Here is a 26,860-nt window from a genome sequence, read left to right as displayed (position 1 = left end):
GCTTGAAAAATAAAAAAGGTGGTTGTATTTATTAATGCGCTAACACAAAACACAACCACCGTGGCGTATCATGATTCATTTTCAACAGTTATTACAAGTACTTCCTTCAAATATTGAACAAATGGCGATAAATTGTAATGCTTTTCAACGGGCTAGAAAAATTAAATCGCCTTTAGAACTGTTTAAATTACTTATGCTGTATTGTGGCCTCGATTTGTCTTTAAGAGCATGCGCTGGAAAATTCACTGAAACTTATTCCGCAATCAGCGACGAAGCCGTAAAAAAGAGATTAATATCTTGTGCTGACTGGATTAAATCACTTTTAAAAGAAACTCTTACCACAGATCATAACCATACAGAAGGCGATTTAAAATTTATAGCTGTAGATGGCTCTACCGTTCAGGAACCAGGTGCGACACAAACGAGCTATAGACTACATCTCGGCATAGATTTGATGGATTTAACGCTCACTGATGCTGTTGTTACAACAGACAAAGTTGGCGAAAAACTTCAGCATTATCAGCTTCGTGAGGGTTATGTCTTTGTGGCTGACCGTGGCTATAGTCGAGTTCAAACCATTATGCCGACAGTCGATCAAGGCGCTGATGTCATTGTCAGATATACACCGAACTCCATGCCTCTCTATACATTTAATTCGAATAATCAAAAGCTTAAGATTGATTGGCATCAGCAACTTATATCACGGTCTGAGAAAAATCAGGTGATTGAGTGTTATATGATTTTAGGCGATAAGAGGATCAAGGGTTATGTCCATGCGATAGCTAAAAACACAAAAGTTGCAGAGAATGAACGTCGAGAAATGATGACCTTTGCTAAGAAAAATGGGCGAAAAGTCAGAGCTCAAACACTTTACTTAACGAACTGGATGCTGGTATTTACAACGATTCCGCCGCAGGTTCTTAGTACGCTTCAAGTTCAAAATATTTATAAAGCCAGGTGGCAAATCGAACTATATATAAAACGATTAAAAAGCTTGCTTAACATAGATTTACTAAGGGCTAAAAAAGACGGTAAATTAGCTGAGGTTTATTTACTCGGAAAGCTACTTTACGCAGTTTTAGTAGAGAAAATCTATAAACAACATTATTTTAATCATGGTGTTAGTTTACTCGATAAAAACCGAAACTTAAGTCCTTGGCGGCTAATTCAAGACTTGAATGATCAGATTAAATACAGTTTGTTAGCAGAATATCCAAGCTTTGAAGCCAATCTAGCAAGCAGTATTAAAAGTATGTCGGAGCGGCCTAGGAAGAGGAAATTACAACGATTTACAGATGATATTTCAATGTTATTTAGGAGGCACCAGAGTGTATGAAATATCATCAACATGGCTTAAGTTGGCGCGTATGGGCTTATTGATATTTTCTTTCAAAGTGCTGATAGAACCATCGCCTGCATCGCTATCATTCAGCAATGGATTAAAACTCACTTTAAGGTCTGTACCATATTCAAGTCGTACACGATCATCTTTTGCAATTGGGGCAATATTGCTAAATTTGCCTTCAAGCAAGCCCGATGAATGCAAATTGCTGTCTAATTTTGAGGTAATGGTGTATTTACAATACGCTGAATCGGTTGCTTCCGTGACTTTATCATTCAGTCGATACATCACAATCCGTTGCAACTGTGCATCCCATTCACATTTGAATAGTGGATCTTGGGTCAATTTATCGGTACTAAATGTGGTACCTGAACCCGAAATTGCACCAATCCCCAATACTTCAGTGCTAATGCTAAAGTTGTCAGAATTAAGCTGTCTTAACTGAACAAATTTCCCATCTGCAGTTGGTTCATCATGCTTTAATGCCATGGCAAATGGATCAACATATATGGCACGATATTGCTGCTTGGCTTTGGTATTGGCCAACAAATCCTGCATTGTTTTCAAATCAGAACGCGATTGAGAAACGACCGAAGATGCAGCATCTTTACTTTGATCTATCGCAGACTGAATACGGTCAATTTGTTGCTGATAATTGGCAAATAAACTTTCATAAGAGACATTACGCAAGCTTTGAATATCGGCTGCATTTAAGCGCATCACTTCTACAGAGCCAATTTCACAGGTATTTTTTGCATCAGGATTTAAAGTTAAAGTTGCATTACTCACCCGCGCTAAACCACGTTGTTCATAATCACTACACCCCATGCTGTTTACATCAATCAAATCTTTCGCAGGGTCTGAACCAAGTTTTGGATAATACAACGGCAGGAATAAATTATAAGCAGATGGTTCTTGCAAGGGCTGCAATACTTGATCAAAGCTAAGCCCTGTCAAATCCAAATTTTTAGCACCATCATAAGAACTATTTGCTGTTTCAGGCAAATCACACTCGCCTTGCTCTGTCGCTGATCCCATTGCGAATAAGGCATTGCGAATCGTGTTGATGTTGTGCGCCTGCTCTAAGCTTGCAGGTAACGCATAACGACAAGATTTACCTTGGTTAAAAGCCAACATATTAAAAGCGAGGACAATGCGTGGATAATTGTCATAAAACAAAGTACTCCATGCTTTATTTTCAACAATGGTATTACTTTGCAAATACACTTGTGACAAAGTGCTAAGCGGATGATTTTCAGCATTGCTCAAGTTAAAGATATGACCTTTGCTTGCATCAGCTTGGTTTTGTGCAATAGTACTGGCGGTCAACTCAAGATCAGGTTGACCACAAAGATCAAAAGTACTAAGACTATTTGCAGCACCATTTTTCACAATACTACTGCGGTCAATTTTCACCATAGTGCGTGTATTGACCAAGTTGGCACTACAATCCATTGCCAACACACTGCCTACTTTGGCTTGGTTCTCATGGATATAAGCATTTTCTAAATTGACTTGACGCTCCGCTTGATGGGCAACAACATAAATTGCGCCACCTTGCTCTGCATGGGAGTTTTGAATATCGACATTGTTCGCAGCCAATGGGCCTGCCACAAATAATGCACCACCTTTGCCTGCATCTGCAGGGTTCGCATTACCACCGCCATTGGCATTCCCATTTTTTAGGATGACATCGTATAGTGCTACGCTGGCTTGGGTATCTGAAGTATTGATAATGCGGCTATTACCCTGTGCATTAATACTGGTTTTTAAGGGTGCAATTGAAGGATAACGATGCGTAATTGGATCTACCTGGTTATAGTCAACCGCTGTCGCCCCATAAATACGCACCATAGATTGCGGACGTAATTCTGAGTTTAAGATATATTCCCCAGACTGCAACTGAATCATATCTGTTACACCACGGTTGGTGTTACCTGCACTACAACCACCAAACGCCATATTCTGCTTAGCTGCAACCAAAGCTTCACGTAATGAACATTTGCTTAAGTCTTCACCATTTTGATCTTCAAAGGTCGTCACCTGAATTATAGGATTATCTGCTGCCATGAGGGACATAGCAGACAACACCATTATCCCTAATAGTGTTTTTTTATTATTTTTCATATTCATCCTTTATGCTTTTCTACGGCGTATACCCAACAAGCCCAATAAAGTCATTAATCCATAAGCGCTCCATGCACCGCCTGAAACATTTATTTTATCGCTTTCCATACGATTTTCATGTTCTTGAATAACTTGGACTTTCACTTCCATATAAGGTGTCGTGCTATTAAAACGTGTGGTGCTGGTGACTAATTTAATTTTAAAGACATCTGCACCATGCCAAGCAGAATCTGGGGTATACACCAAATTCCCCAACTCATCTACAATCAATTTTCCTTTTGAGCGAGTATCAAGTTGCTCAATTTGCACACAACCTGCTTGCCATGCTTGGCCTGTCGGATTATTTGGATAAACTTGATCACAAAACTCTTTAGGCACCAAATCACTATCACCCAACAAATCTCTCACCGACATCTTAGCAATTTGACCTGCCAAAATATTTTGACCAATGAGGCTCATAGTTTCAGGAACCACCACCTCAATGGCCCCACGATCACATAAGGTAATATCTGACTGACGGTTTTTACCGCGTTGATCTGAAGCAGTACAACCGACCACTTTATGATCCGCCAGTTGTAATTGCCCCTGATTCAACACCACAGAATCTTTCAGGCTGTTGTAACTGAGCAATACACGTGGACGCATAATGCCCAAGAATGAGTTTTCAGGCACTTCATATGGACAAAACAGTGCTGTTTTATCTTGACTGAGGGTTTGGCATGCGCCTTCAAGCAGATTGCCAGCAAGTACCGAATTCGCAGTCCATAGCGTATTTGGATAGTTGCTATCGCCTACTCCACAGCCAGCACCGACTAAATTATTTTGTAATCTTGTTGCATCTGAACCTGCTTGCACACAGTTCGCTGCAGTACTCACACTAACAGGATGCGGATTGCCTAAAATCACACTATTGGCAATATAGGCTTTTCCTAGAGGTGCATTGAGATACACACCACGACTATTGCCAATCAAGCTAATATTATTGACACCAATATCGTCTAGCACATTCATGACATAGCCTTCATTTGCAGTAAAAGTACTGCTCACGATCATATTCCCCATGCTAGGAAAAGCTTTGATTTCTTCATCTGCCAAACTTGCTGCAGAATAGAGATTGGCTGAAGCAACTGGTATGGTCTTGTTGCCTTTAAATACTGATGTTGTAATGACAAAGCGCGGAAATTGCGTATAAATGACACCTCCTTCCTGCGCTTGGTTGGCTTCAAGCAAGCTATTTTTGATCTCAATAAAACCTGCTGGAATCTTTTCGCCAGTCACTTGTGCAAAGTTATAAATTGCCCCACCTTGATTGGCTAGCCCCTTACTCAATTTTACATAATCTAAAATTAAATGTTCATTATTATAAATCAGGCCACCCTGTTGCTGACGACAGCGTTCTTCACCGCAGCCCTGCAAAGTCAATTCTTTTAAAGAAACTTTTAAGAAACGATCTTTGCTGTCTTCAATGTGGAAAATGCGCTGATTACCGCGCATCTGAATCGTGGCGTTATTCAAACCTGGTGCTGTTTTATCATTCAGACTACTGTCATAGGTAGTTTTAATTTCAAGGTTTTCTGTAATTTTAAGTTGAGTATCAATTTGATAGACGGCTTTCTTTTCTAATAAAATCACACTTGAGGCATTTTTGCCACCACAGCCCAAATAACCTTCTTCGGGCATGCCTAAATTTATATACTCGATAGCTTCACGCAAAGAACATTGTTGATCATCTGCTTTGGTGTCAGCAGTGGTGGTGACAATGATATTACTACTATATGCATGACCTGCGATAAACAGCATACCAATGCCGATGCTCTGCTTGAGCATAAGCGTACTCCTTGTAATTTTCTTTGTTTTTTTTGTTCTTTAGCTGCAAATTCCCTGCAACTTCGAATTATTTTCCGAGTAATTTGGCATAGCTTGCGCAAATTCTCAAGTAATTTTAACTTTTACCGATATTCGTCAATTAAAGCATAAATCTGACGCAGGTTTGCGCCACTTAATTTTGTTTTCTCTCCTTTAAGTAATTGCACCAACTGCTCAAGGCTTTGCAGTAAAATCGAGGTCTGCTGTGGGCCATGTATCAATAAATAATCAATAATTTGTGGGTCGATGATAATACCACGACGCTCTAACACCGAACTCACTAAAGCTTGTCGATCTGCATACAAACTACCTGAAGGCACTTTAACACTCACCGCTTGCGTCAAACGTGATTGCAAATCGGGCAATTCGAGCTTTAATTCAATGGGTGCAAAACGTGATGAAAACACCAACTGACCACCAACTTCATTGCTGTAATTGATTAAGTGAAACACCGCACGTTGCCAATGCGGGACACCACTAATCGCTTCAATATCATCTAAGGCGACCAAATCATAACGATCTAAAGAGGTAATTGCTTCAGTGGGGGCATCCAATAACTCAAGTAAGGATACTTTAATGGCAGATTTGCCAATTTCTAAATAGGAATCGCAAATTGCAGACAACAAATGACTTTTGCCTGTGCCCGCACCACCATAGACATAAAAGCGATTGACCAATCCTGCATGAAGCTGTCGAACTGCATCAATCACATGCCCCCAACCCGGACCAGAAAAATCACTGATCCGTGCATCTAATTGAGGCTCGATATCTAACTGCAGTTGACGCATAGAATTGTAATCACCTAGGAGTTTTGCTGATCTGAGGGTTTTATCTTACTTGATTTTTCAGTGTGTTGCAGTGAATTTGCTGAATGCGGATCAAGCTCAATATCAAGATGGACTTGTGCTGTATCAATACTGATGTCACCCGATGCACCATCTTCAGACACCACCACTGGCTGTCCATACAAGTAACTTTTTTCGTAATAATCACGTAAATGACGCAGCAACACCACAATGACCGCCGCCACAGGTAAAGCGATTAGCATACCCATGAATCCAGCCAGTTGTGCACCCGCTAAAACAGCAAACACCACCGCGACTGGAGAAAGTCCGATTTTATCGCCCAGTAAAAATGGCTGTAGAATATAGCCTTCGACTGCCTGTCCAATCATAAAGACCACGAGGACTAAAACCAATTGCATCCAGTCAATGCCAAATTGTAGGAAAGTGGCGATGATGGCTGCAACAATCCCTACAGCGAAACCTAAGTACGGAATAATACTGGCAAGTCCAGCAATCATACCAATAATCAAGCCGACTTCTAAACCAATCAGTTGCAATCCAGTCGCATAAACCACGCCCAACAAGATCATCACCAAAAACTGACCTTTAACAAAAGCACCTAACACACTGTGACATTCTTTTACCACAGCCAAAGTACTTTGCTCATAAGGACGCGGAATTAAGCGGTGTAGACTGTCGAGCATACGCTGCCAGTCGAGTAGGAAATAGAAAGCAATAATTGGAATGAGCACGACCGTTCCCCCAATCTGGATAAAATTCAGTCCAGACTGTGCAACACGCAATAACATTGCTTGAATGCTATCAGCACTATAATTGGTCTGCACATAATCCATCACAATGCTGGTCATGTGCGTGGTATCAATTTCCATTTCTTCAATATTGAAGGTGGACGACACCCAAGGCAAAAAGGTCGAATTAATCCAGTTAATACCTACAGGAATACTGTCACGCGCAATAATCAACTGTTTCCAAACCAATGGAATGATGTACCAAACAGCCAAAGTCAGCGCGATACCAATTCCAATAAAAACCAAACTGATTGACAACCAGCGCGGCAAACCGACTTTGCAAAATTGTTCCACCAATGGGCTAAATAAATAGGCCATGAAAAATGCGACCACAAAAGGAATGACAACCGGTTTTAATAAGTACAGCACCCAAAGGAGCAGAACTATCCCAGACAGGATAAAAATGCGACGCAAGGTACGATCGACCATAGAAATTCGCCTTTTTTCAGTTTATTCGTTATAGAAGCTAAAATATTTGAATAAAGATAGCATTTTGGCGCATAAATAACATAAGAGTTTCGTATATTCAGGTATAATCGGCCCCGCGAATGCGGAGACTTCATTATGAGCAACTCAACTTCTAACCCTACCACTGGTTTAAGCTATAAAGATGCTGGTGTCGATATTGAAGCGGGCGACGCGTTAGTCGATCGTATCAAATCTGTCGCTAAGCGTACTACTCGTCCTGAAGTGATGGGTGGATTAGGTGGCTTTGGCGCACTTTGTAAAATTCCGAAAGGTTATGAAGAACCTGTCCTCGTATCTGGCACAGATGGTGTAGGGACTAAATTACGTTTAGCGTTGAACCTAAACCGCCACGACACCATTGGTCAAGACTTAGTCGCAATGTGTGTAAACGATTTGCTGGTATGTGGTGCTGAACCTTTATTCTTCCTCGACTACTATGCAACAGGTCACTTAAATGTAGACGTTGCTGCCAATGTTGTGACAGGTATTGGTAAAGGCTGTGAGCTTGCAGGTTGTGCGCTTGTAGGTGGTGAAACAGCAGAAATGCCAGGCATGTATGAAGGTGAAGATTACGATCTTGCAGGCTTCTGTGTAGGCGTGGTTGAGCAAAGCAAAATTATTGATGGCTCTAAAGTAAAAGCGGGTGACGTTTTAATTGGTGTTGCATCTTCAGGCGCACACTCAAATGGTTACTCTTTACTTCGTAAAATTTTAGACGTAAAAAATGTTGATTTAACTCAACTGGTTGATGGTCGTCCTCTGGCTGACGTTGCCATGGAACCAACTCGCATTTATGTCAAATCGATGCTTGAACTGTGCAAACAAGTTGATGTACATGCTATGGCGCACATTACAGGTGGCGGTTTACCAGGTAACTTACCACGTGTATTACCAAATGGTGCGCAAGCAGTGATTGACGAATCATCTTGGGAGTGGCCAGAACTGTTCAAATTATTACAACGTGAAGGTGGTGTAGAACAGTTTGAAATGTATCGTACCTTTAACTGTGGTGTTGGTATGGTTGTCGCTATCGATGCCAACGATGTTGACAAAACAGTTGAACTTCTCAACAGCCTTGGCGAAAAAGCGTGGGCGATGGGTCATATTCAAGACAACGCCGAATCTGTTGAAGGCGCAGATGAAAAAATTCGCGTAATTTTTGCGTGATTTGACTCACATGATCAAAATAGCTGTCCTTGTTTCAGGCAGCGGAAGTAACTTACAAGCCCTGATAGATGCCAATCTTTCAGGGCAAATTGTTGGGGTTATTTCCAATAAGCCTGATGCCTATGCTTTACTACGCGCTCAACAAGCAGGGATTCAAACTGCCGTGATTGAGCACAAACACTATCCGAGTCGTGAATTATTTGATGATGTCATGCATCAACAATTACTTGCATGGGATGTCGATTTGGTCGTGCTTGCGGGCTTTATGCGTATTTTAAGTGCCCAATTTGTGCAAGCTTGGGAAGGTAAAATGCTCAACATTCATCCTTCACTCTTGCCGCATTATAAAGGCATGCGCACTCATCAACGTGTACTCAATACTGGCGATATCTTACATGGCTGTACGGTGCATTATGTTAGTGCTGAATTAGACGCAGGCCAGGCAATTGCACAAGGTGTGTTGCAAGTAAATATCCATGATGATGCCGAAAGCTTGGCTAATCGTGTGCATGTGTTAGAGCATTTAATTTACCCGCAAGTGGTTGAATGGATTTGTAACGGAACGATTCAGCACACTGCACAAGGCGTGATCTACCGCCAGCAACTTTTACAACAACCTGTGCAGTTTTGCCATTTTTAAATATTCTTTAAGTCTGTAGCTTTTACAATATACGAAAAAACGCCTGTTGATCAGGCGTTTTTTATGGCTCGTACTTGGTTCAGACTGAATCAAACAGAAGTAGTTTTGCTCTGCTGTGCTTTAATTAAGTCTTTAATTAGCTGCACCGAAGCTTCAGGTTTTTCTAAAGGGAACATATGTCCACCTTCAACCACTTGATAAGCAATTTTAAATTTCTTGGCGGTTATTTGTGGGAAACCTGCTTTTAGGAAAGGCCCTTGTTTTGCAATTATCAATTCTGTCGGCACTTGCAGTTTTGCTTGCGGCAACCACCAAAGCGAGGGATTGGTTCTAAAAATATTTACTTCGTCCATTTTTGGAATCGTCAATTGTACTCCGCCTCGAACATGGTCGTCAGTTAAAGCATGCTCAATATAAGCCTGAAAACAATCGGCATCGAAATCTTGATAAAAACCTTTCGGACGCAATAAATCAGCAGCTTGCTCACGACTTTCCCAATGATCACGACGGCGCAAAGACAAAGATGCAGGCGACATTTGATCTACTGCTTTGAGCTTAAACATTTTAGCAAAATGTAAAAACACCGATACTTTGCCCATAATTAAAGGTGGATCAAGCATGATCACTTGTTCAAATAATTCAGGGCGTTGTAAAGAGGCTTGAAACGACAACACTGCACCTAAAGAATGTCCCAATGCAATTACTTTACGCCCCTGAGCTTGACGTACAATACTGTCAATCACTTGTTGAGTTAAGCTATGCCAATGATTATCAATCGGATAACGCTTATCTGGACCCAATAAAGGGACATAAATCACATCGTAGTCATCTTTAAGTAAATCAAACAGTTTTTGATAAACCTTCGATGGCACGCCATTGGCATGCGCAAAATGAATCAGTGGTTTCATTTTAATTTCGCGTTTTGCTCAGTCTGAATATGTTGAGATAAGGAAGTGGCAAAGCCCTCTCCCACTGCCGCGCCCATACGTCCCAACACAGAATCTAAAGGACTGTGTTCAATGGTATAGTTCACTGTTTTATCTAGGTTTAAATCACGTTTCAGGCTATTTAAACTGCCAATCTTATCGGCAATGCCTAAAGTCACAGCTTGCTCACCTGTCCAGAACAGACCTGAGAAAATCGCAGGATCTTGTGATTTTAGTTTCGCGCCACGTCCATCTTTCACTGCTTGAATAAAGTGACCATGCACATTATCCAATACAGCTTGTACATGTTTTTTCTGTTCAGGATCAACAGGTTGCGTCATCGACAATAAAGCTTTATTTTCTCCAGAGGTCATGGTGCGATCTTCTACCCCCATCTTCTGCATTAAACCGCTCAGACCATAATTTGGCATAATTACGCCAATCGAACCCACCAAACTTGATGGATTGACAATAATTTCATCTGCAGCGGAAGCAATATAATACGCACCAGAAGCGCCAGTATCGCCAATCACGGCATAAAGTTTTTTACCTTGATGCTGTTTTTTCAAATATTGAATTTCTTGCCAGATTTCATCGGACTGTACAGGTGAACCACCCGGAGAGCTAATATTTAGCACGACCGCCTGACTGTTGCTGTTTTCATAGGCTTTTTTCAGTGACTTGATGGTGTCATTACTATTGACACTTTGCTTGTCAGATGCAATTGTTCCGACAATATCCACCACCGCGATATGTGGACTCGCTGCCGATGTATTCGTGGTTGTAGTACTACACCCTTTGCCCATAATCACCAACAGTAAAAAGACATAAGCAAAAGTTAAAAACTTAAAGAAAATTCCCCAACGACGTGCACGACGTTGTTCTTCAACTGAAGCCAAAACAGCTTTTTCTAATAGTTTCCACTCATTGCCTGTTGGCTGCTGTGCTTGTGGAGATATTTGATGTGATTCATTTTGTGGTTTTGGTGGCCAATCGGACATGAAACAATCCAAAAAATAGTAAATTTGCTCCATTATATACACGGAATTGGCAAAAACTGTCTAAAGCCTGTATTTTCTCCTATAATATTTTATATCTTTATCTTTTCTATCCATTGATGCTGTCGTTATGACCGAACCCGCACCAACAACGGCTTTATCGCGCTTGCTTAATTTTGTCAGTCGACAACCTTTAACTGTTGCGCGTCTTTTTGCAAAATCTTTAGCTTTTTTGGTCAATACAATGCGTTTGAGTAAGACCTCTCAAACCATTGAGCTTAATCTACAAATAGCACTTCCTGAGCTGAGTTCACAGCAACGCCAACAAATTACCCAGCAAGCAATTCGTAACGAACTGACGTCTTATTTTGAGTTTTTTCATATTTGGGGATCAAGCAATCAAAAAAATATTCAAAGAATTCATCAGGTACATGGTTTAGAACTATTACAAGAAGCACTGGCTGCGCAAAAGGGTTTGGTCTTGATTGTGCCGCATTTTGGTACTTGGGAAATTATGAATGCGTGGGTCGCTCAATTTACGCAAATGACCATCATGTATAAACCTGTCAAAAATCCTGCGGCTGATGATTTTGTGCGCCAGGCACGCAGTCGTGAACGGGCACATTTGGTTCCGACAGATGAATCTGGGGTAAGACAGATTTTTAAAGCACTTAAACAAGGCGGAACCACTGTCATTTTGCCAGACCATACCCCCAATATTGGTGGTGAGATGATTCCTTTTTTTGGTATTCCGTTGGAATCGAGTAATTTAAGCGCAAAACTGATTCAAAAAACCAAAGCAAAGGCTTTGTTCTTATATGCGTTAAGAAATGCAGATCAAGGCTTTGATATGTTTATCGAAGCGGTAGATGAGCACATATATGATTGTGATCCCAATGCAGGAACGGCAATCATTCACCATGCCATCGAAGATTTGATTCGTCGTTATCCTGCGCATTATCACTGGAGTTATAAACGCTACAAAGCCCATCCAGATTTACGCGGGGTCTATCATAAACCTATACAAGAAGCTTTGGCCGATGTGCAGGCTATACGTACCCAGACACAGCACCAAGCTAACGCTGCAGCCACAACTTCTGCTGCCGATACGGCTGTATAAGCATACGCTGTTGAGCATCTACAGAAAAACGTATGCTGCCCTGTTGTATGGTGTTGATGAACGGAATATTGAGCGCAGCCAAGCGTTGCTGAACTAAAGGACTAGGATGTCCATAACGATTATCAAAACCCGCAGATGCCACGGCTAATTTAGGTTTAAAATGTGCTAAAAAATCGTAGGCAGAGCTGTGCTTACTCCCATGATGCCCCAAAATTAACACATCCACTTTTAAATCAGGATATTCCTGCAATAACTGATATTCAGTTGCCCAGCCTGCATCGCCCATCACTAAAAAATGCTGATAAGGCTGTGCGGATGGCACTGAAATATACAGCACACATGACAACTCATTTTGTTGCTGTGCGGCATAGGGTAATTGACTCAATTTGGGAGACAAAACCTGTATCTGTACCTGATGCGGTAAAGTCCACCGCTGCCCTTGCTGACACAAATTAAATTTGGTATTTACTGCCACATCTACGGTCTGATTGGCAAAGACATGCTGAATCTTGATTTCATTTTGTAGATAAGGAAAAGCACCGCTATGGTCTTGGTCTAAATGGCTTAAAACCACCAAGTCCAGTTGCTTGACACCATGCACTGCTAAAAACGGACGTAAAATTTGCTGTCCAATACTAAACTTACTTTCATCATAAGAACCACCCACATCAATCATCATGTTGTAATGACCTGAACGTAAAAATAAAGCTTGCCCCTGCCCTACATCTAGTACGGTCAATTCAAATGGTTGCCGTTGGCTTTCGACTATAATCAGTGGAACAAAACACAAGATTGCCCAAGCTTTAGGCAATACCGCTTGTGGTAAAAACAGCAGAAATAAGCCTAGACAGAGACAGACATATACCGCTACAGACATCGACAAAGTGTGTAACCGTGGTGCAAAAACGGTTTCCATTCCCTGAAAAATCAAGCGCAATAAAGCCATAGCTAGATCATTTAATTGGAACAGCATTGACGCCAAAGGTTGAAAAATAAAAAAGAAAATTCCTGCCAAAATATCTAAAGGCACAATCAGCATACCAATCAATGGAATTGCGATGATATTAATAAGCGGTGCAATCCACGCCACTTGTTTAAAAAACACAATCACCAAAGGAAATAAGGCAATAAAAATTTTCCATTGTGATTCAATTAAAATTTTGCTGGCATGTTTCAGTTGCTGCCAACGATTCAGGTCTATACGAGGTTGCTCACTCAGGCTTTGATAAATACGCAGCAGAATAAAACACGCACCGTATGACAACCAAAAAGCAGCAGACAGCACACTTAAAGGATCAAACCATAATAATAAGGCAGCACTATAAATAAGTAAGGCAAAACCTTGAAGCTTCTGCTTCATCACCAGCATTACTGTAACGAGACTGCACATGAGCAAGGTTCTTAAGGCAGGAATTTCAAAACCAACAAAGGCGGTATACAGCAATACACAACTTAAAAATGGCAACATGAGCAAATATTGTTTAGGCATCCACAAATACCAATGCGGACGATAACACCGAATAAGCTGATGCAACGCCCAACAGAGCATGCCTGCAAAAATCAGCACATGCGGTCCTGAAATTGCCAATAAGTGACTAATTCCAAAACGCTGAAATTGCGCTTCAGTTTCTGCATCTAATAAGCTTTTATCTCCTGTAAGTAATGCAAGAATGAGACCTGGGTGCTGCAAAGGTTGCTGCTGAATAAACAAACGAATTTGATAACGCTGCTGCTCAATCCATAAACGAAATTTTGCCCATAACGTTTGTTGTGCACGCCAATGTTGTGTAAAGCCCATGGCATAGATTTGTTCTGGCGGAATGAGCTGAACCTGCTCCACCCGAAAACCACTCATGATATTTTGTTGTAAATACCATCGCTCTACATCAAATGCCCCTGCGGTGGCATAACTATGTGCTGGGCGAATTTTTCCACTTAATTTGTAATAGTGTCCAAGTTCTAAATTATGCCCATGATCTACTTGGGTCTGAGCTAAAGTCGCTAACCATGTCACGGTTTGAGGATGTCGGTTTAACACTTCTACCACTTGTGAAATGCCGTTGTCATTCAGTTGATTTAACTCTCTGACATAAACTACAACTTCGGTAAATTCAGGTTGTAGCTCGCGCCATTGTAATCGCTGCTGCATCTGAGTATCGGCATAGATCAAGCCGAGAACAAGACTCAAAACCCCTGCCACTCCTACATTCAAACATTTCCAATAAATTGAAGATAAGCGAACTTGCAACAAGTATTGCACAACGATACAGCATAGAATCAGTAAAACCATTGCGCTGGGCATCGCAGTCAATGAATGTATTGGAAAAGAAGAAGAACGTATTCCGACACAGGCGATCCCAATCACCCAAGCCAGACCAATCAATTGCAGCATGAATATTAGACTTATTATTTTTATTAACATGCATCATAAAGCCCACCGAAGTGGGCTTCAACAAAACAATCTTATTCAAGCAATTACTGTTTTAAACGCAATCACTTTTGAGCGGCTTTACCAGCTATGCCCTTAAGTATCTACCCAAATACCATCTTGCATGTGCAAAATTGTATCGGCAGATTTTGCCAGCTCCTCATCATGGGTCACAATCAGCATTGCCATGTTAAATTCACTGCGTAATTCACGCAGCAATTCAAAAATTTTAACTGCAGTTTTACGGTCCAAGTTTCCAGTCGGCTCATCGGCAAGCATGAGTGCGGGTTTCGCCACCAATGCACGTGCCAATGCGACACGCTGACGTTCCCCCCCAGAAAGCTCACCGGGTTTATGGGTTAAACGATGCGATAAACCGACACGCTCAAGCAGATACTCTGCTTGTGCCTTCACCTCTTTATAATTCGTGCCCGCACGTAACATTAACGGCATCGCGACATTTTCAAGCGCACTAAACTCAGGTAGCAAATGGTGAAACTGATAAACAAAACCGAGGTATTGATTACGCAAATAACCACGCTCAGCTTCGCCTAAATTGTCAAAACGCTGCCCATTTAAAAATACTTCGCCTGTACTTGGTCGGTCTAAGCCACCCAAAACATGCAACAAAGTACTTTTACCCGAACCACTTGCTCCAACAATCGACACAAACTGTCCTTGCTGAACTTTTAAATCTAAACCACGAATCACTTCAACAGTGGTTTTGCCATCGGTAAAGTGTTTAGAAACTTGCTTGGCTTCCAGAACAATATTACTCATAACGCAATGCCTCTGCTGGTTGAATTTTCGCGGCACGTAACGCAGGATAAATCGTCGCCAAGAAACTTAAAATTAACGACAAACTTACAATCACCACCACATCCTGCCATCTTAAATAGGAAGGTAAGTAGTTGATAAAGTAGGCATCAAATAAATTTAGCCCTAATGCATTGTTCAGCCATGCAATAAAACCACTAATACTAGACGCAAAAATAATCCCCAAGATCGCACCTGAAACTGTGCCAATAACCCCAATGACCGTACCTTGCACCATAAAAATTTTGGTTATCGTGCTTGGTGATGCGCCCAAGGTTCTTAAAATCGCAATATCCGATTTTTTATCAGTCACGACCATCACTAAAGACGACACAATATTAAATGCAGCCACCAAAACAATCAGGAATAACAATAGGCTTACCATGGCCTTTTCCATTTGAATGGCGCTAAACAAGTTGCCGTGAGTATACGTCCAGTCTGAAGCATAAAAGTTAGCAGGTAACTCTTGCACAATATCTCGAGATACTTGTGGTGCAGCAAAAATATCATCCAGTTTTAGACGTACACCTTGCGCACCATCGGGTAAACGCAGCAAAGTCGAAGCATCATTCAGGGCGATATATCCCATCATTGAATCAACTTCTGCACCAATACTAAAAATACCCACCACCTTAAAGCGTTTAAAACGCGGTACAACTCCTGCGGGTGACGGCGTCGCTTCAGGTAAAACCAAGGTGATGCTGTCATTTAAGCCCAAGCCTAAGGCATCAGTCATTTGTTTACCCAAAACAATACCAAATTCACCCTTTTTCAGGTTATCGATACTGCCTGCAACCATATGGTTTTGAATGATGGATACTTTCTTTTCGTATTCAGGTTCAATTCCCGTGACCATAATGCCCGACACTTGCCCCTGTGCGGTCAACATGCCTTGCAATTGCGTGAATGGCGCAGCACCAACAACATGCTTATGCTGCTCAACTTTCGTTGCAAGTTCTGGCCAATTTGTTAAAATTTGCGTTGATGAAACAGTGGCTTGAGGTATCATACCTAAGACACGATTTTTTAACTCACGATCAAAACCATTCATCACCGAAAGTACGGTAATGAGGACGGCAACACCTAAAGTTAGACCGATCATCGAAACTAAGGCAATAAAAGAAATAAAGTGGTTACTGCGCCGAGCGCGCGTATATCTCAACCCTATATATAACGAGATTGGTTTAAACATACCATCAAAGTCCGAGGTAATACATTATGGAAAATTTACAGCATCAAAGCGTCGCGTCTGATCGTCGAGTCCTGTCACGAATTGATGCTGCCCTGAGAATCAATTACCAGATCATTTCTGAAGATGTTGCGCTAAATGACCCTTATGATGCTAATTTTGTTTTACCGCGTTATTTTCTACTACTCGCAGAATTAGATCAATTTGATCATGCATTAAACTACGAATTAGAACAATTAACTGAAAAAGATCAACAAATTGCACGAATCTTATCCTTATTCAACCAAAAATTAAACCTTATTACAGGGTCTTTATACGATACAATTGTACAAAGCATGTTACCTGTACCTGAACAGATCAATTTTTCAGAAAGCGGTTTAAGTTTTTATAGTGAACGTGAATTAAACACTGGCAGTTATATTCATGTCACGCTCAGCCATCCTGAAAACTTTTTCCACATAGCCGCAACGGCGCAAGTGGTTTACAGCCGTGAAGAAGAAAATGGGCAGTATCGTACCGGGGCGTATTTTATTACTTTATACCCTCAGGACCGCGTCAAGCTTGCTGAAGCCATTGCTTTACAACAAGCATAATCTAAGAAATAAAATAAATCATTTCTGCATCTTCGCGTATACAAAATTAGGTGGATGACACCATCTTTGCATATCTTTAAGATGGTGTTTTAATTTTCTGAGCCAATGCCCGACTCGCTTTAAGATCACGATAAAAATACAGCACCAAGCCTGACAATAAAATCAAAGCGCCCAAAAAAACCATAACCGACAAAGCTTCTTGATTGAGTAGCGCACCAATTAACAAGGCAATCATTGGCGTCATAACGGTGGTTAAAGATAAAGTGGTCGCCTGAATATTCTGTACCAATTTAAAATAACAAAACATCGCAATCAAAGAAGCCATGATCACGGTATAAAGCAAAGCTACAATAGATTTAAGACTTGGCAAGCTAGTCGGTATAAATGGCCAAATAAAGGGCACAATACATAAAGCCGCAATGGTCGATACCAAGATGGAACCTGTTGCCTGTGCTACAGGTTCAACCTGCGCATTGATTTTTTTCACCCAAAAAATAGACATGGTGTAGGTCAGTACACTAAACAACATTAAAACAATACCCAGAGGGTGCACATGCTGTGTTTCGCCACCAAAGCAGATAATACCAAGCCCTAAAATGGACACAGTCATCCCAATCCATTGAATACGTGCCAAATGCAACTGAAACACAAACCGACCAATCAACCCCGCTATGATAGGTGTTAGACCAAACATCAGAGCAATAATACCTGAACTTAAATAAGCGGTGGCAAGGTAGGTAAAAATTTGAGAACCGATCAGACTAAATGAGCCTGCCAGATAACTATGCCACGCTTGTAGATGATTTGGAAATTTCACTTTTAACAGCAGCAGTAAAATAATAGCTAAAGGCAAAGCAATGAAAAAACGCAGCACCAAAGCCCAAAGCATGTGTAAATCTGACACGCTCCAAACAATTGCTAAAGGCGTCGTTGCCCAAATAAAAACCAATAAGGCATAAGTCATCATAATATTGGTTTTAGAAGGCATGCGTGACTCGTGTTAAGCGGTTTTACGTTTTTGCTTTTGGATGGTTTGGTCTAAACTACTTGAAAATTCGCGTTTATCACGTTCTGAAATAGGCGCTGGCCCGCCTGTTTGAACACCTGCGCCACGCAACGTATCCATAAAATCACGCAAATGCAGGCGCGCTTTCACATTGGCAACGGTATAAATTTCACCCCTTGGATGAATTGCAATTCCACCCTTTTCAATCACTTGTGCCGCCAATGGAATATCCTGCGTGATCACAATATCGTGTTCCTTCATGCGATCTACAATTTCCTGATCGGCAGCATCAGCACCATGCATAACTTGAATAGAGTTAATCCGTACCGAAGGTGTAATCCCCACCGATTGATTGGCAACAAAAGTGACTTCAAGCTGGTAACGATCTGAAGCACGTAAAATGACTTCTCTTAGAATTTTAGGCAATGCATCTGCATCAACCCAAAGTTTAAATGGCAGCACTGTGCAACCCTGATAATAATATGCGACTAGTGTATCAAACTCATTAAATTGCACTATGTTTAAAATGCTCAGAATTGCATGTTAAAGTGTAGATGGATGTGATTTTGTTACTGCTGCATAGCTATGCACAATCTGTACAAATGCAGTTGCAAAACATGAAATTTTAGCCAAAGACTTGAAAAATCGAAATAACCCTCGATCTAAGAGTAAACAAAAGAACCTAACATCTCAAAGTGCTTATGAACAATCAAAATAGACCAGAAATCATCCGCATTGAAGATCAGAACTTCGGCAGCCATGTTGAACATTGGAATTTACTCACGGATGAACCCTGCACCGAAGTTCCAAAATGGTTAGGGCTGGCTCTAGATGCACCAATTATGCCAATGGGTTTATGCCGTCATGAAGCAGAAATGGATCAAAGCACGTGGCTAATTCAAGGCCCAAGCAAAGAGGCAATTCAATTGATGCAAGTCATTGCGGTTGAAAATAACAAACCACAAGCTGTAAAAACTGCCTTCCCTTGCTTTGAAAGCCCTTACAAAGTTGAAGCTAAAATTGAACGTATCATTAGTTGCAAATCTAATACTCAAGCGGTACTTCGACTCAATTTAGGTAACAATAGCATTGTCTATGCTTTTGATAGTTTATACAGTGTTAACCATCAACAATACCTAAAAGATCAAAGCTATTGGGTGCACTTAAACGCCTGGGCATATGAACTAGAGGCTGTTGCTGAAGGTGAACAATTAGTAGTTGATGATCCTGCTTCGATTAAACATCACCGTGCGCTGAATGATATTTTAGCGGCAAATGATGGTGTTGCTCCTGCCAATCTGCAAGAACAAATTGACGCATGGCAACCTAAGTCTGAAGATGATAAAGCACCTGTAACGGTGGATTTTTCTAAAATGGTCGCATATTTATATGGCGAAAATATCGGTCAAGAAGATGAAGCATGGTTTCAAGGCAATGTTGTTGGTAAAAGCAGTTTTGAATTCATGAATCAAACCTATACTGTTTATGATGTCACTCTAATTCATGATGAAAATCAGCCTGCAATTTTAATTCGTCTTGCAACTAAAAATCCTGCGCATCAAAACTTCGAAATTGGACAATACATTCGTGGCAATATTTGGGTTCAAGCCAACATTCATAATATAAAACAGTAGGTTATTAACCACAAACATCAAGTCGATTGTCTAAATAATAAACTTATATTCACCATCCCCCCATCCTCGCCTTCTCCTCAGGGAGAAGGAACTTTCAATACTTATTTCACTGATGGCTTATGATTATTTTTTGATTTATGAAAAAGTGCTATTGATGGTGTGAATATATTGATGCTTATTTAAGCATTTTAAATTCAAAAAAACACAGTTATCCACAGTTTTAAATTTATTCTCTGTACACGACAAATTTCACAGAACCCTTATCCTATCAGGGTTCTGCCTTCTTAAAATTGCCAAAATTTCCTTAAACTCTTCTTTTTTCCCAAAACCAATTAAACGCTGAATCGCCATTTGAACATAGTCTAAACCATAGCGAAATAAACTCATTGAGAGTCGTCCATGCTTCTTTATTTTTATCGCTTTTTTTTGATCATGTTGCCATTCACCCGTTAAGTAACACCAACAGAAGCTTATAGCTAACACCGCAATCAATTTTTTCACTCGTCTAGGGTCTGTCAAGCGCGTATTTTCAAGATTAAACCCGCGTCCTTTGAGACAACTGAATAAGGTTTCAATTTCCCAGCGTAATGCATAATCCTGAATAGCATTGGCATTAAACTGAGGAGAAACGACGAGTAAAAGCTCTCCATTTTCTAACTGTAGTGCACTTATATATAGTTTCACCCGACCAACCAAAATCCGTCGTTTACGACATTCAATTTGACCAACTTTAAGATGGCGAAATAAATCACTAATTTTATGATTCTTTCCTAAATGATTGGTGACAATGAAGTTTTTTTAACACGAATGCAGAAGTTGATGTCTTGTTCAATTAACCATGTAAACCACTGCTCACCGATAAACTCTCTGTCTGCGAACACATTCACAATACGGTCTTTACCAAAAATGGCTATAAAGCGTTGAATCAAAGCAATACGCTCTTTCGTATCTGAATTTCCACGTTTATTAAGCAATGTCCAAAGGATAGGTATCGCTATTCCACGATAAACGATTGCGAGCATCAGGATATTAATATTTCGTTTTCCCCATTTCCAATTGGTTCTATCTAAAGTCAGTTGCACTTGGTCGAATGAAAACATATTGAAAATCAACTGAGAAATTTGACGATAATCAAAATACTGACCTGCAAAGAAGCGCTGCATACGTCGATAAAATGATTGTGGTAAGCACTTGATGGGCAAGGCTTTAGATGCAGAAGAAAGATTACATGTTTGCTTTAAAATAATCACAAGCATGATGAGCGCAAAGCACTTTAAATGTGACTTGTTCCATTTTAGATATTTGTTTAAGATAAGATATAACTCATTGAGATGTGTCATAGTATTCGTCGTTAGAAAACAATTATTATGACATTATTTCAATGAGTTATCTATTTTTGTCGTGTACAGAGAAATTTATTATAAATTCAAAATCAGCCATATTTTAAATCGAATATGTGGGTAAGTTTTTTTAAAAACCAAACATCTGCACCAAACACCGTAGATAATCTGAAAGCTTTGAATGGTGCAGATTTTGAAAATCAGCATAGAATTAATTTATTATTGTTAGATATTATATTTAAAATAAAATTAGTACTTTATTTAATCAATTTTTTATGCTAAAAATATAGCCGTATTTAAATATTTAACGATAAATAGATCATCGGAAAATAATATCTATGAAAATCGTGCAAGAAGAAAACTTACAGCATGTTGAACATCAACTTGAGCAACGCTTTCAGCTCGACCCGATGTCTTGTCTATTTTTTGCATTAGGCATGCTGCTCTCCGCCTACGGCTTACACTTTTTTGTGTTCTAAGTTTCACTCATCAACAAGCCACTATGACTTTTCACCTATTTCTATAAAAAAACCCAGCTAATACAGCTGGGTTTTTGCTTTTTACCACTTTCTATTAACCATGACGTTTTGCAAAGTCATCCATAAAGTTAACCAAAGCTTGTACGCCTTCTAATGGCACTGCATTATAAATACTTGCGCGCATACCACCTACAGAACGGTGACCTGCCAGGTTCAACAAACGGTTGTCTTCAGCTTCTTGCAAGAATTGTTTTTCTAGTGCGGCATCAGCCAAAGTAAACGGAACGTTCATAATTGAACGGTTTGCGCTATAAATTGGATTCGCGTAGAAATCGCTTGAATCGATATAACCGTATAACAGTTTCGCTTTTTCTAGGTTAGCTTGATGAATCGCATCTACTCCACCGTTTTGCAATAGCCACTCAAATACTAAACCAGATAAATACCAAGCATAAGTTGCTGGTGTATTCACCATGGAATCATTTTTTGCCTGTGCAGAATATTCCAAAATGCTCGGAGTTTCAGGCTTGGCTTGATCAAGTAAATCTTCGCGTACAATCACGATGGTTAAGCCTGCTGGGCCAATATTTTTTTGCGCACCCGCATAAATCAGACCAAATTTAGAGATATCTAAAGGTGCAGATAAAATGCTTGATGAGAAATCACATACCAACGGCTTGTCCGTTTCAGGAATATTGGCAAACTGTAAACCACCAATGGTTTCATTATCTGCATAATGCACATAGGCAGCATCGGCAGATAAGTTCCATTGGCTTTGTTCGCTAATAGCATGCTTACCTTCAATCTGAATGCCTGCTTCAACGACATGAATATCGCCATAGCGCTGCGCTTCTTTTAAAGCTTTTTCAGACCAAATACCCGTATGGATATAATCTGCCTTATTATTTTTACCCAACAAATTCAATGGAATTGCAGAAAATTGTAGCGATGCACCACCTTGCAAGAACAATACTTTGTAGTTCTCAGGAATATTCATGAGTTTGCGCAGGTCTGCTTCCGCTTTTTCAGCCATGGCAACATAGTCGGCACTACGATGGCTCATTTCCATAATGGAAAGTCCCTTGCCATGCCAATCTAGCATTTCAGCTTGGGCTTTTTCAAGTACGGCTGTAGGTAATGCAGCAGGACCAGCACAGAAATTGTACGCGCGCATGATTTTTCCTTTCAGAGTGAAACACAATAAAATGATGGCATTTAACCATATCTGGCAGGGTCTTGCACAAAATTATTTCAATCTATGAGCCAAGATAGAGTCAAAAAATCAATGTAGATTCGAGGGATAAATTTACTAAATCAAAAAAAGAGGTTGAAATGTGTGCGACAATATCTGTCGCAAATTGATCAAAAAAACCACCCACTACTCCTAATTAAATGATATTTTAAATAAATATTAAAGGAAAAATAAACAATGACAACATTCCTCAATCACTTTAAGGTAGATAAAAATTTACTTGAAGTTGACTTCTTTGACCCTAATCTGGAAACAGATACTCGCTTATACATTGATAGTTATTATTTAACTCGTTGTGAGAACATACATTCCAAGTCTGCTCTGACTACTCAGCAAAATTTTATGAAATGTTTAATGGAAGCTCTTAAAGAAAAAGATGAAATTAAAGCAAGAAAATTATGCTCCCATTTTCCTGAGCCCAAATATACTGGCATTGGTGCAACTAAAGAAGGAGTAAATGGCAAAGGATCACACGATATTAAAGTTGAATATATACTCACATGCTTAAAGTCTTCTCAGGCAGCTCAGACAGGCTTATTAGAAGATCTTGAAGAATTAATATTAGTTGCAGATGGTATAGGTCCGGACACTATTTCAGATATAACGACTAGGGTCTGTTGACATTTCATAAATGGCTTGTGCTGTAGGCTAAAACTGAGCAGATCAGGCATGAAACGCAAGGAATAGCGAGATTATTGCTAAGTTTCATAACGCAATCTGAGAAAGTTTTAGCCACAGCCTTTCAGGGCGAGCATATTTTTTGCTGCTATTGCGTTATGTGCCAGTCATTTAAAATGACTAAATTTCCTGTCCCATGCCTTATAGCAGCTAAAAAACCTTGCGAGATATATCTCTCATGCCGCAAACATAGACGAATTGTCAACAAACCCTAATATTTGCTTTAAACATTTTGCAGAATATACATTAGAACAATGTGAAAAATTAGGTATAGAAACGACTGAAACAAAAGAGGCTATTCATTTCTTTTGTGCAATCGATAACGAATGGAAAAAATCAAAATTTTCACTTCCTCACGCTCCTTGGGGGCCTAATAAAGTTGTTGGACCTGTAATTTTGTTACCTCAAAATATCTTGGAATCTATGATTAGCTATAAAACTAATTATTTTTTCACTAATATTAGACCTCTTGCGAAAGTAAAAAATTGTTTATACTCATCTCATGAAATATGAAAATTTAACAAGATTTAATGATGAAGAATTTAAACGACTTGTTGGAGTTCCTCGTCCATTATTCTTAAAAATGGTATCAGTGTTACAACATGCTGAACTTGCCAAGAAAAAATCTGGAAGACCTCATTCGTTGTGTTTAGAGTATCAATTGTTGTTAACTTTAAATTACTTACGCTGTTATAGAACTCAAATTGAGTTATCCGCCGACTATAACCTAGCTGAAAGTAATGTGAATCGTACGATTCAGAAAGTTGAAAATGCTCTGATTCAATCACGGATTTTCGCATTGCCGAAAAGGAATCAAAAGTTTAATGAGGGGGATTATGTAATCGTTGATGTTACTGAGTCACAGATTGAGCGTCCCAAAAAAACAAAGAAAATTCTATAGTGGTAAAAAGAAGAAACATACGCTAAAAACACAGGTCATTTTTAACCCCCAATTAAAGCAAATTGTAAGTATACAGATTGAAGATGGCAGAAAACACGATCTGAACATTGCGCGTAAGCATTTGAAGGAGATGATTATTTATCCTTATATCATGGCAGATTTAGCCTATAAAGGATTTCATCAGATTAAGAGTAAGTTACTCATTCCAATCAAGAAACCTAACAATTTATCATTACCCCAAATAGCAAAACAGATCAACCAAGAAATCAGTCGGCGTAGGATCACAATTGAACATATCAACGGCAAACTTAAACATTTTCGGATATTAACAGAACGCCATAGAAATAGACGGAAACGATTTGGTCTAAGAATGAATTTAATTGCTGGAATGGTGAATTGGATGCTCTTAAATTAACTTTCGCAAGAGATCTATTGCCACCCCTTTATTTAAAGAAGAAGTTTTACGTAGAGATGCTTCAGCAAGCTTTATTTATTCTTTAAAATCTGGCGAGAAAAGAGTGAATGTAAAAAAATGCGAGAGCAACATCCTGAATTTCGAGGGGGGAAAAAGCAATATGGATGAATTAATCGCAAAAAATCCAAGACTTTTAAAAGAATATAGAGAAAAAGTAGCTAAAAAACGCTATTTAAAAAGAAAAGGTAAAAAAAGAAGATTAGAGGACGCATAAGCGTGCTTTTTATAGACAAATGTACAAGAAACAATACTATAACTTTACACTAGTTCTATCTGCGAACCTTTGATTTATACTAGCGGGATAACATTACCGGCTTTATATCAGTTTAGCGACTTTATGAACTTAAAGAAAAATAAAAGACAGCTTGTCTGGGGTTTAAATCTGCTTGCATCTATGATGTATGGCAGCTTTGCTCATGCACAGAGCATCAGCTTTCAGGATGCTGAACGTCAGTTGTTGCAAAATTCTTATAGCAGCCAAGCCTATCAAAGTCTGGAACAGGCTTCAAAACTTGAAGCTGAAGCAGTAAAAGGCGTAGGTCTGCCACGTGTCGACCTGAATGTTCGTGCCTATGCCTTTCACAGTGAAGTCGATATTCCATTAAAGCAATTTAAAAATAATCTGGAGAATTCACTCTCTCAAGGCGTGAATGGCCGGCTTAATGAGTGGGAGGCCAGTAATGGCGTGGATCTACCTGCAGGTATTACTGATCCACTGCGTGATGGACTTAACAATACTATTCATAGCGGAGTTGGTCTGATTCCGGATACGTCTAATGTCATCCTTGAAGATCAGGTGATTCGCCCCACTGTTTCCGTGATTATGCCAATATATACTGGAGGCCTCACCCGTAGTGCCAAAGAAATTGCCAATATTCAGGTCGGTCGTAGTCAGCTCAGCAACAAACAGCAGCAAGATACGCAGCGTTTTGAACTGATTCAAAGTTATTTTAATGTGCAGCTCCAAAAGCAATTGCATGCAGCTGCGCTGTTTAATCTGAATGCCATGCAGCAGCATTATCGCAATGCCTTAAAAATGGAACAGCAAGGTTTTATCAGTAAAGGCCAGCGTATGCAATTTGAAGTGGCACGTAATAATGCCGAGCGCAGCCAGCAAAATACGCAGGCCAATTTGAATGCAGCGCTGTTCCAGCTGAATAATCTGCTTCAGGAAAGTAGCATCACTGAGCTTTCGATGCCTTTATTTGTCAATAAAACCGAGCCACAGGCCTTAAATCATCTGCTAAAAACTTTTAGTCAGAACTCTGCGCTGATTCAAAAAATGCAGCTGGATACCCAATTGGCCCAAGCCAATGTGAAAGCCCAGCAAGCAGCGAAAAAACCAAATGTATTTGCTTTTGGCGAATATAGTCTGGATCAAAATGAAAACTGGATTGTCGGGGTTGCCGCACGCTATAACCTGTTTTCCGGGATCGATAAAAACAAGAATATTCAGGCTGCCGAACTCAAACGCTCTGCAACAGAACTGCTTACTGCACGCACCCAGCAGGAAATTGAAAATCTGATTTATAAATCTTATAGCGAAGCACTTAGTGCACAGCAAAGTGATGTACTTCTGGCACAAAACTTGAAAGCCGCACAGGAAAATTTACGCATCCAAGAATTGTCTTTTAAAGAAGATACGGGCACCGCCACACAGGTCATCGATGCACAAAATATGCTGAGCGGACTACGAGCTGAAACTGCCTTGAATGCTTACAAATATGTGATGTCACTGGCCACACTATTACAAAGCCATGGCTCGATTGCAGAATTTCCAACCTACATTCAACATGCCAACACCCACTATATTCGCTAATG

24 protein-coding genes are annotated in these 26,860 nt (G+C 40.0%); 11 read left to right on the top strand and 13 right to left on the bottom strand.

Features of this window, described 5'->3' with window-relative positions; genetic code table 11:
* The first annotated feature begins 70 nt into the window (after positions 1-70).
* Positions 71-1,336 carry a transposase gene (locus LZP46_RS04980; protein WP_178319675.1) on the top strand — a complete coding sequence of 422 codons (1,266 nt, stop codon included), beginning with the start codon at positions 71-73 and terminating at the stop codon, positions 1,334-1,336.
* Here LZP46_RS04980 and LZP46_RS04975 read toward each other — a convergent pair.
* From LZP46_RS04975 to cxpE, 4 genes are all read right to left on the bottom strand, one after another.
* Positions 1,310-3,469, bottom strand: a complete 2,160-nt coding sequence (locus LZP46_RS04975; RefSeq protein WP_236094861.1) for a CSLREA domain-containing protein — start codon at positions 3,467-3,469, stop codon at positions 1,310-1,312. The two genes, LZP46_RS04980 and LZP46_RS04975, sit on opposite strands and share 27 nt — an antisense overlap.
* 9 nt (positions 3,470-3,478) lie before the next feature.
* Positions 3,479-5,296, bottom strand: a complete 1,818-nt coding sequence (gene rbtA, locus LZP46_RS04970; protein ID WP_236094860.1) for a rhombotarget A — start codon at positions 5,294-5,296, stop codon at positions 3,479-3,481.
* Positions 5,297-5,418: 122 nt separating this feature from the next.
* Entirely contained in the window at positions 5,419-6,123 is a 705-nt protein-coding gene (gene hda / locus LZP46_RS04965; protein WP_019837935.1) for a DnaA regulatory inactivator Hda, read from the bottom strand.
* Between the two features lie 14 nt (positions 6,124-6,137).
* On the bottom strand, positions 6,138-7,358 hold the full coding sequence (cxpE, locus tag LZP46_RS04960; RefSeq protein ID WP_236094859.1) for a chloramphenicol efflux transporter CxpE: 1,221 nt from the start codon (positions 7,356-7,358) through the stop codon (positions 6,138-6,140).
* A 135-nt stretch (positions 7,359-7,493) separates the two neighbouring features.
* On the opposite strand from cxpE, the gene purM reads away from it, so the two are divergent.
* Together purM and purN are read left to right on the top strand one after the other, a co-directional pair.
* A complete protein-coding gene (gene purM, locus LZP46_RS04955) occupies positions 7,494-8,564 on the top strand; it encodes a phosphoribosylformylglycinamidine cyclo-ligase (protein ID WP_236094858.1) in 1,071 nt (356 codons plus the stop codon).
* A 10-nt stretch (positions 8,565-8,574) separates the two neighbouring features.
* Positions 8,575-9,204: a phosphoribosylglycinamide formyltransferase gene (gene purN, locus LZP46_RS04950; protein ID WP_236094857.1), complete on the top strand. Its 630-nt coding sequence runs from the start codon at positions 8,575-8,577 to the stop codon at positions 9,202-9,204.
* A gap of 89 nt (positions 9,205-9,293) precedes the next feature.
* Here the strand turns inward: purN and LZP46_RS04945 are convergent, their stop codons facing one another.
* Together LZP46_RS04945 and sppA are read right to left on the bottom strand one after the other, a co-directional pair.
* The gene (locus tag LZP46_RS04945; RefSeq protein ID WP_236094854.1) at positions 9,294-10,112 is read right to left on the bottom strand and encodes an alpha/beta fold hydrolase; all 819 of its coding nucleotides are present in this window, start codon (positions 10,110-10,112) and stop codon (positions 9,294-9,296) included.
* Entirely contained in the window at positions 10,109-11,131 is a 1,023-nt protein-coding gene (gene sppA / locus LZP46_RS04940; protein WP_236094853.1) for a signal peptide peptidase SppA, read from the bottom strand. The genes LZP46_RS04945 and sppA overlap by 4 nt, the downstream gene beginning before the upstream one ends.
* A 127-nt stretch (positions 11,132-11,258) precedes the next feature.
* On the opposite strand from sppA, the gene LZP46_RS04935 reads away from it, so the two are divergent.
* Positions 11,259-12,248: a lysophospholipid acyltransferase family protein gene (locus LZP46_RS04935; RefSeq protein ID WP_236094851.1), complete on the top strand. Its 990-nt coding sequence runs from the start codon at positions 11,259-11,261 to the stop codon at positions 12,246-12,248.
* Here LZP46_RS04935 and LZP46_RS04930 read toward each other — a convergent pair.
* The 3 genes from LZP46_RS04930 to LZP46_RS04920 all read right to left on the bottom strand — a co-directional run bounded on the left by LZP46_RS04930 (position 12,205) and on the right by LZP46_RS04920 (position 16,684).
* On the bottom strand, positions 12,205-14,640 hold the full coding sequence (locus LZP46_RS04930) for a DNA internalization-related competence protein ComEC/Rec2 (protein ID WP_236094850.1): 2,436 nt from the start codon (positions 14,638-14,640) through the stop codon (positions 12,205-12,207). The two genes, LZP46_RS04935 and LZP46_RS04930, sit on opposite strands and share 44 nt — an antisense overlap.
* Before the next feature lie 132 nt (positions 14,641-14,772).
* A complete protein-coding gene (gene lolD, locus LZP46_RS04925; protein WP_019837944.1) occupies positions 14,773-15,456 on the bottom strand; it encodes a lipoprotein-releasing ABC transporter ATP-binding protein LolD in 684 nt (227 codons plus the stop codon).
* Positions 15,449-16,684: a lipoprotein-releasing ABC transporter permease subunit gene (locus LZP46_RS04920; protein ID WP_026438219.1), complete on the bottom strand. Its 1,236-nt coding sequence runs from the start codon at positions 16,682-16,684 to the stop codon at positions 15,449-15,451. Before LZP46_RS04920 ends, lolD begins: the two co-directional genes overlap by 8 nt.
* 26 nt (positions 16,685-16,710) lie before the next feature.
* On the opposite strand from LZP46_RS04920, the gene LZP46_RS04915 reads away from it, so the two are divergent.
* Positions 16,711-17,274 carry a PilZ domain-containing protein gene (locus LZP46_RS04915; protein ID WP_236094848.1) on the top strand — a complete coding sequence of 188 codons (564 nt, stop codon included), beginning with the start codon at positions 16,711-16,713 and terminating at the stop codon, positions 17,272-17,274.
* 76 nt (positions 17,275-17,350) lie between these two features.
* Here the strand turns inward: LZP46_RS04915 and LZP46_RS04910 are convergent, their stop codons facing one another.
* Positions 17,351-18,262: a DMT family transporter gene (locus tag LZP46_RS04910; RefSeq protein ID WP_236094844.1), complete on the bottom strand. Its 912-nt coding sequence runs from the start codon at positions 18,260-18,262 to the stop codon at positions 17,351-17,353.
* Positions 18,263-18,274: 12 nt separating this feature from the next.
* Positions 18,275-18,742, bottom strand: a complete 468-nt coding sequence (locus LZP46_RS04905; protein ID WP_004971836.1) for a YaiI/YqxD family protein — start codon at positions 18,740-18,742, stop codon at positions 18,275-18,277.
* A 239-nt stretch (positions 18,743-18,981) separates the two neighbouring features.
* Between LZP46_RS04905 and LZP46_RS04900 the strand changes: the two genes are divergently transcribed.
* On the top strand, positions 18,982-19,914 hold the full coding sequence (locus tag LZP46_RS04900) for a hypothetical protein (RefSeq protein WP_236094842.1): 933 nt from the start codon (positions 18,982-18,984) through the stop codon (positions 19,912-19,914).
* A 249-nt stretch (positions 19,915-20,163) separates the two neighbouring features.
* Here the strand turns inward: LZP46_RS04900 and LZP46_RS04895 are convergent.
* Positions 20,164-21,254, bottom strand: a protein-coding gene (locus LZP46_RS04895) for an IS4-like element ISAba1 family transposase (RefSeq protein ID WP_085940413.1) whose coding sequence is annotated in 2 segments (ribosomal slippage) — positions 20,164-20,714 and positions 20,714-21,254 — 1,092 coding nt in all. Because the reading frame shifts where the segments join, the coding sequence is not laid out codon by codon here.
* A gap of 338 nt (positions 21,255-21,592) precedes the next feature.
* Here LZP46_RS04895 and LZP46_RS04890 point away from each other — a divergent pair.
* Positions 21,593-21,733: a hypothetical protein gene (locus tag LZP46_RS04890; RefSeq protein WP_167562399.1), complete on the top strand. Its 141-nt coding sequence runs from the start codon at positions 21,593-21,595 to the stop codon at positions 21,731-21,733.
* 94 nt (positions 21,734-21,827) lie between these two features.
* Here LZP46_RS04890 and serC read toward each other — a convergent pair whose 3' ends face one another.
* The gene (gene serC, locus LZP46_RS04885) at positions 21,828-22,907 is read right to left on the bottom strand and encodes a 3-phosphoserine/phosphohydroxythreonine transaminase (RefSeq protein ID WP_236094839.1); all 1,080 of its coding nucleotides are present in this window, start codon (positions 22,905-22,907) and stop codon (positions 21,828-21,830) included.
* A 255-nt stretch (positions 22,908-23,162) separates the two neighbouring features.
* On the opposite strand from serC, the gene LZP46_RS04880 reads away from it, so the two are divergent.
* From LZP46_RS04880 to LZP46_RS04865, 4 genes are all read left to right on the top strand, one after another.
* Entirely contained in the window at positions 23,163-23,606 is a 444-nt protein-coding gene (locus tag LZP46_RS04880) for a hypothetical protein (RefSeq protein WP_004971845.1), read from the top strand.
* Between the two features lie 255 nt (positions 23,607-23,861).
* On the top strand, positions 23,862-24,176 hold the full coding sequence (locus LZP46_RS04875) for a hypothetical protein (RefSeq protein ID WP_035310653.1): 315 nt from the start codon (positions 23,862-23,864) through the stop codon (positions 24,174-24,176).
* Positions 24,166-24,979, top strand: a protein-coding gene (locus tag LZP46_RS04870) for an IS5 family transposase (RefSeq protein ID WP_431520993.1) whose coding sequence is annotated in 2 segments (ribosomal slippage) — positions 24,166-24,548 and positions 24,547-24,979 — 816 coding nt in all. Because the reading frame shifts where the segments join, the coding sequence is not laid out codon by codon here. Before LZP46_RS04875 ends, LZP46_RS04870 begins: the two co-directional genes overlap by 11 nt.
* Positions 24,980-25,376: 397 nt before the next feature.
* The gene (locus LZP46_RS04865; protein WP_178318859.1) at positions 25,377-26,858 is read left to right on the top strand and encodes a TolC family protein; all 1,482 of its coding nucleotides are present in this window, start codon (positions 25,377-25,379) and stop codon (positions 26,856-26,858) included.
* Positions 26,859-26,860: the final 2 nt, after the last annotated feature.

Source organism: Acinetobacter sp. SCLZS86, from assembly GCF_021560715.1.
GTDB classification, from domain to species: Bacteria; Pseudomonadota; Gammaproteobacteria; order Pseudomonadales; family Moraxellaceae; genus Acinetobacter; species Acinetobacter towneri_A.
This window is presented reverse-complemented; position numbering and strand designations above follow the sequence as displayed.

Bases quoted from the DNA above. Each gene is read 5' to 3' on its own strand.
- LZP46_RS04975 (WP_236094861.1), bottom strand. From the start codon at position 3,469: ATGAAAAATAATAAAAAAACACTATTAGGGATAATGGTGTTGTCTGCT.
- LZP46_RS04930 (WP_236094850.1), bottom strand. From the start codon at position 14,640: ATGCTGCAATTGATTGGTCTGGCTTGGGTGATTGGGATCGCCTGTGTC.
- LZP46_RS04865 (WP_178318859.1), top strand. From the start codon at position 25,377: ATGAACTTAAAGAAAAATAAAAGACAGCTTGTCTGGGGTTTAAATCTG.
- LZP46_RS04920 (WP_026438219.1), bottom strand. From the start codon at position 16,684: ATGTTTAAACCAATCTCGTTATATATAGGGTTGAGATATACGCGCGCT.
- LZP46_RS04980 (WP_178319675.1), top strand. From the start codon at position 71: ATGATTCATTTTCAACAGTTATTACAAGTACTTCCTTCAAATATTGAA.
- LZP46_RS04915 (WP_236094848.1), top strand. From the start codon at position 16,711: ATGGAAAATTTACAGCATCAAAGCGTCGCGTCTGATCGTCGAGTCCTG.
- hda (WP_019837935.1), bottom strand. From the start codon at position 6,123: ATGCGTCAACTGCAGTTAGATATCGAGCCTCAATTAGATGCACGGATC.
- LZP46_RS04910 (WP_236094844.1), bottom strand. From the start codon at position 18,262: ATGCCTTCTAAAACCAATATTATGATGACTTATGCCTTATTGGTTTTT.
- LZP46_RS04900 (WP_236094842.1), top strand. From the start codon at position 18,982: ATGAACAATCAAAATAGACCAGAAATCATCCGCATTGAAGATCAGAAC.
- rbtA (WP_236094860.1), bottom strand. From the start codon at position 5,296: ATGCTCAAGCAGAGCATCGGCATTGGTATGCTGTTTATCGCAGGTCAT.
- cxpE (WP_236094859.1), bottom strand. From the start codon at position 7,358: ATGGTCGATCGTACCTTGCGTCGCATTTTTATCCTGTCTGGGATAGTT.
- LZP46_RS04945 (WP_236094854.1), bottom strand. From the start codon at position 10,112: ATGAAACCACTGATTCATTTTGCGCATGCCAATGGCGTGCCATCGAAG.
- purM (WP_236094858.1), top strand. From the start codon at position 7,494: ATGAGCAACTCAACTTCTAACCCTACCACTGGTTTAAGCTATAAAGAT.
- LZP46_RS04935 (WP_236094851.1), top strand. From the start codon at position 11,259: ATGACCGAACCCGCACCAACAACGGCTTTATCGCGCTTGCTTAATTTT.
- serC (WP_236094839.1), bottom strand. From the start codon at position 22,907: ATGCGCGCGTACAATTTCTGTGCTGGTCCTGCTGCATTACCTACAGCC.
- sppA (WP_236094853.1), bottom strand. From the start codon at position 11,131: ATGTCCGATTGGCCACCAAAACCACAAAATGAATCACATCAAATATCT.
- purN (WP_236094857.1), top strand. From the start codon at position 8,575: ATGATCAAAATAGCTGTCCTTGTTTCAGGCAGCGGAAGTAACTTACAA.
- lolD (WP_019837944.1), bottom strand. From the start codon at position 15,456: ATGAGTAATATTGTTCTGGAAGCCAAGCAAGTTTCTAAACACTTTACC.
- LZP46_RS04880 (WP_004971845.1), top strand. From the start codon at position 23,163: ATGACAACATTCCTCAATCACTTTAAGGTAGATAAAAATTTACTTGAA.
- LZP46_RS04890 (WP_167562399.1), top strand. From the start codon at position 21,593: ATGAAAATCGTGCAAGAAGAAAACTTACAGCATGTTGAACATCAACTT.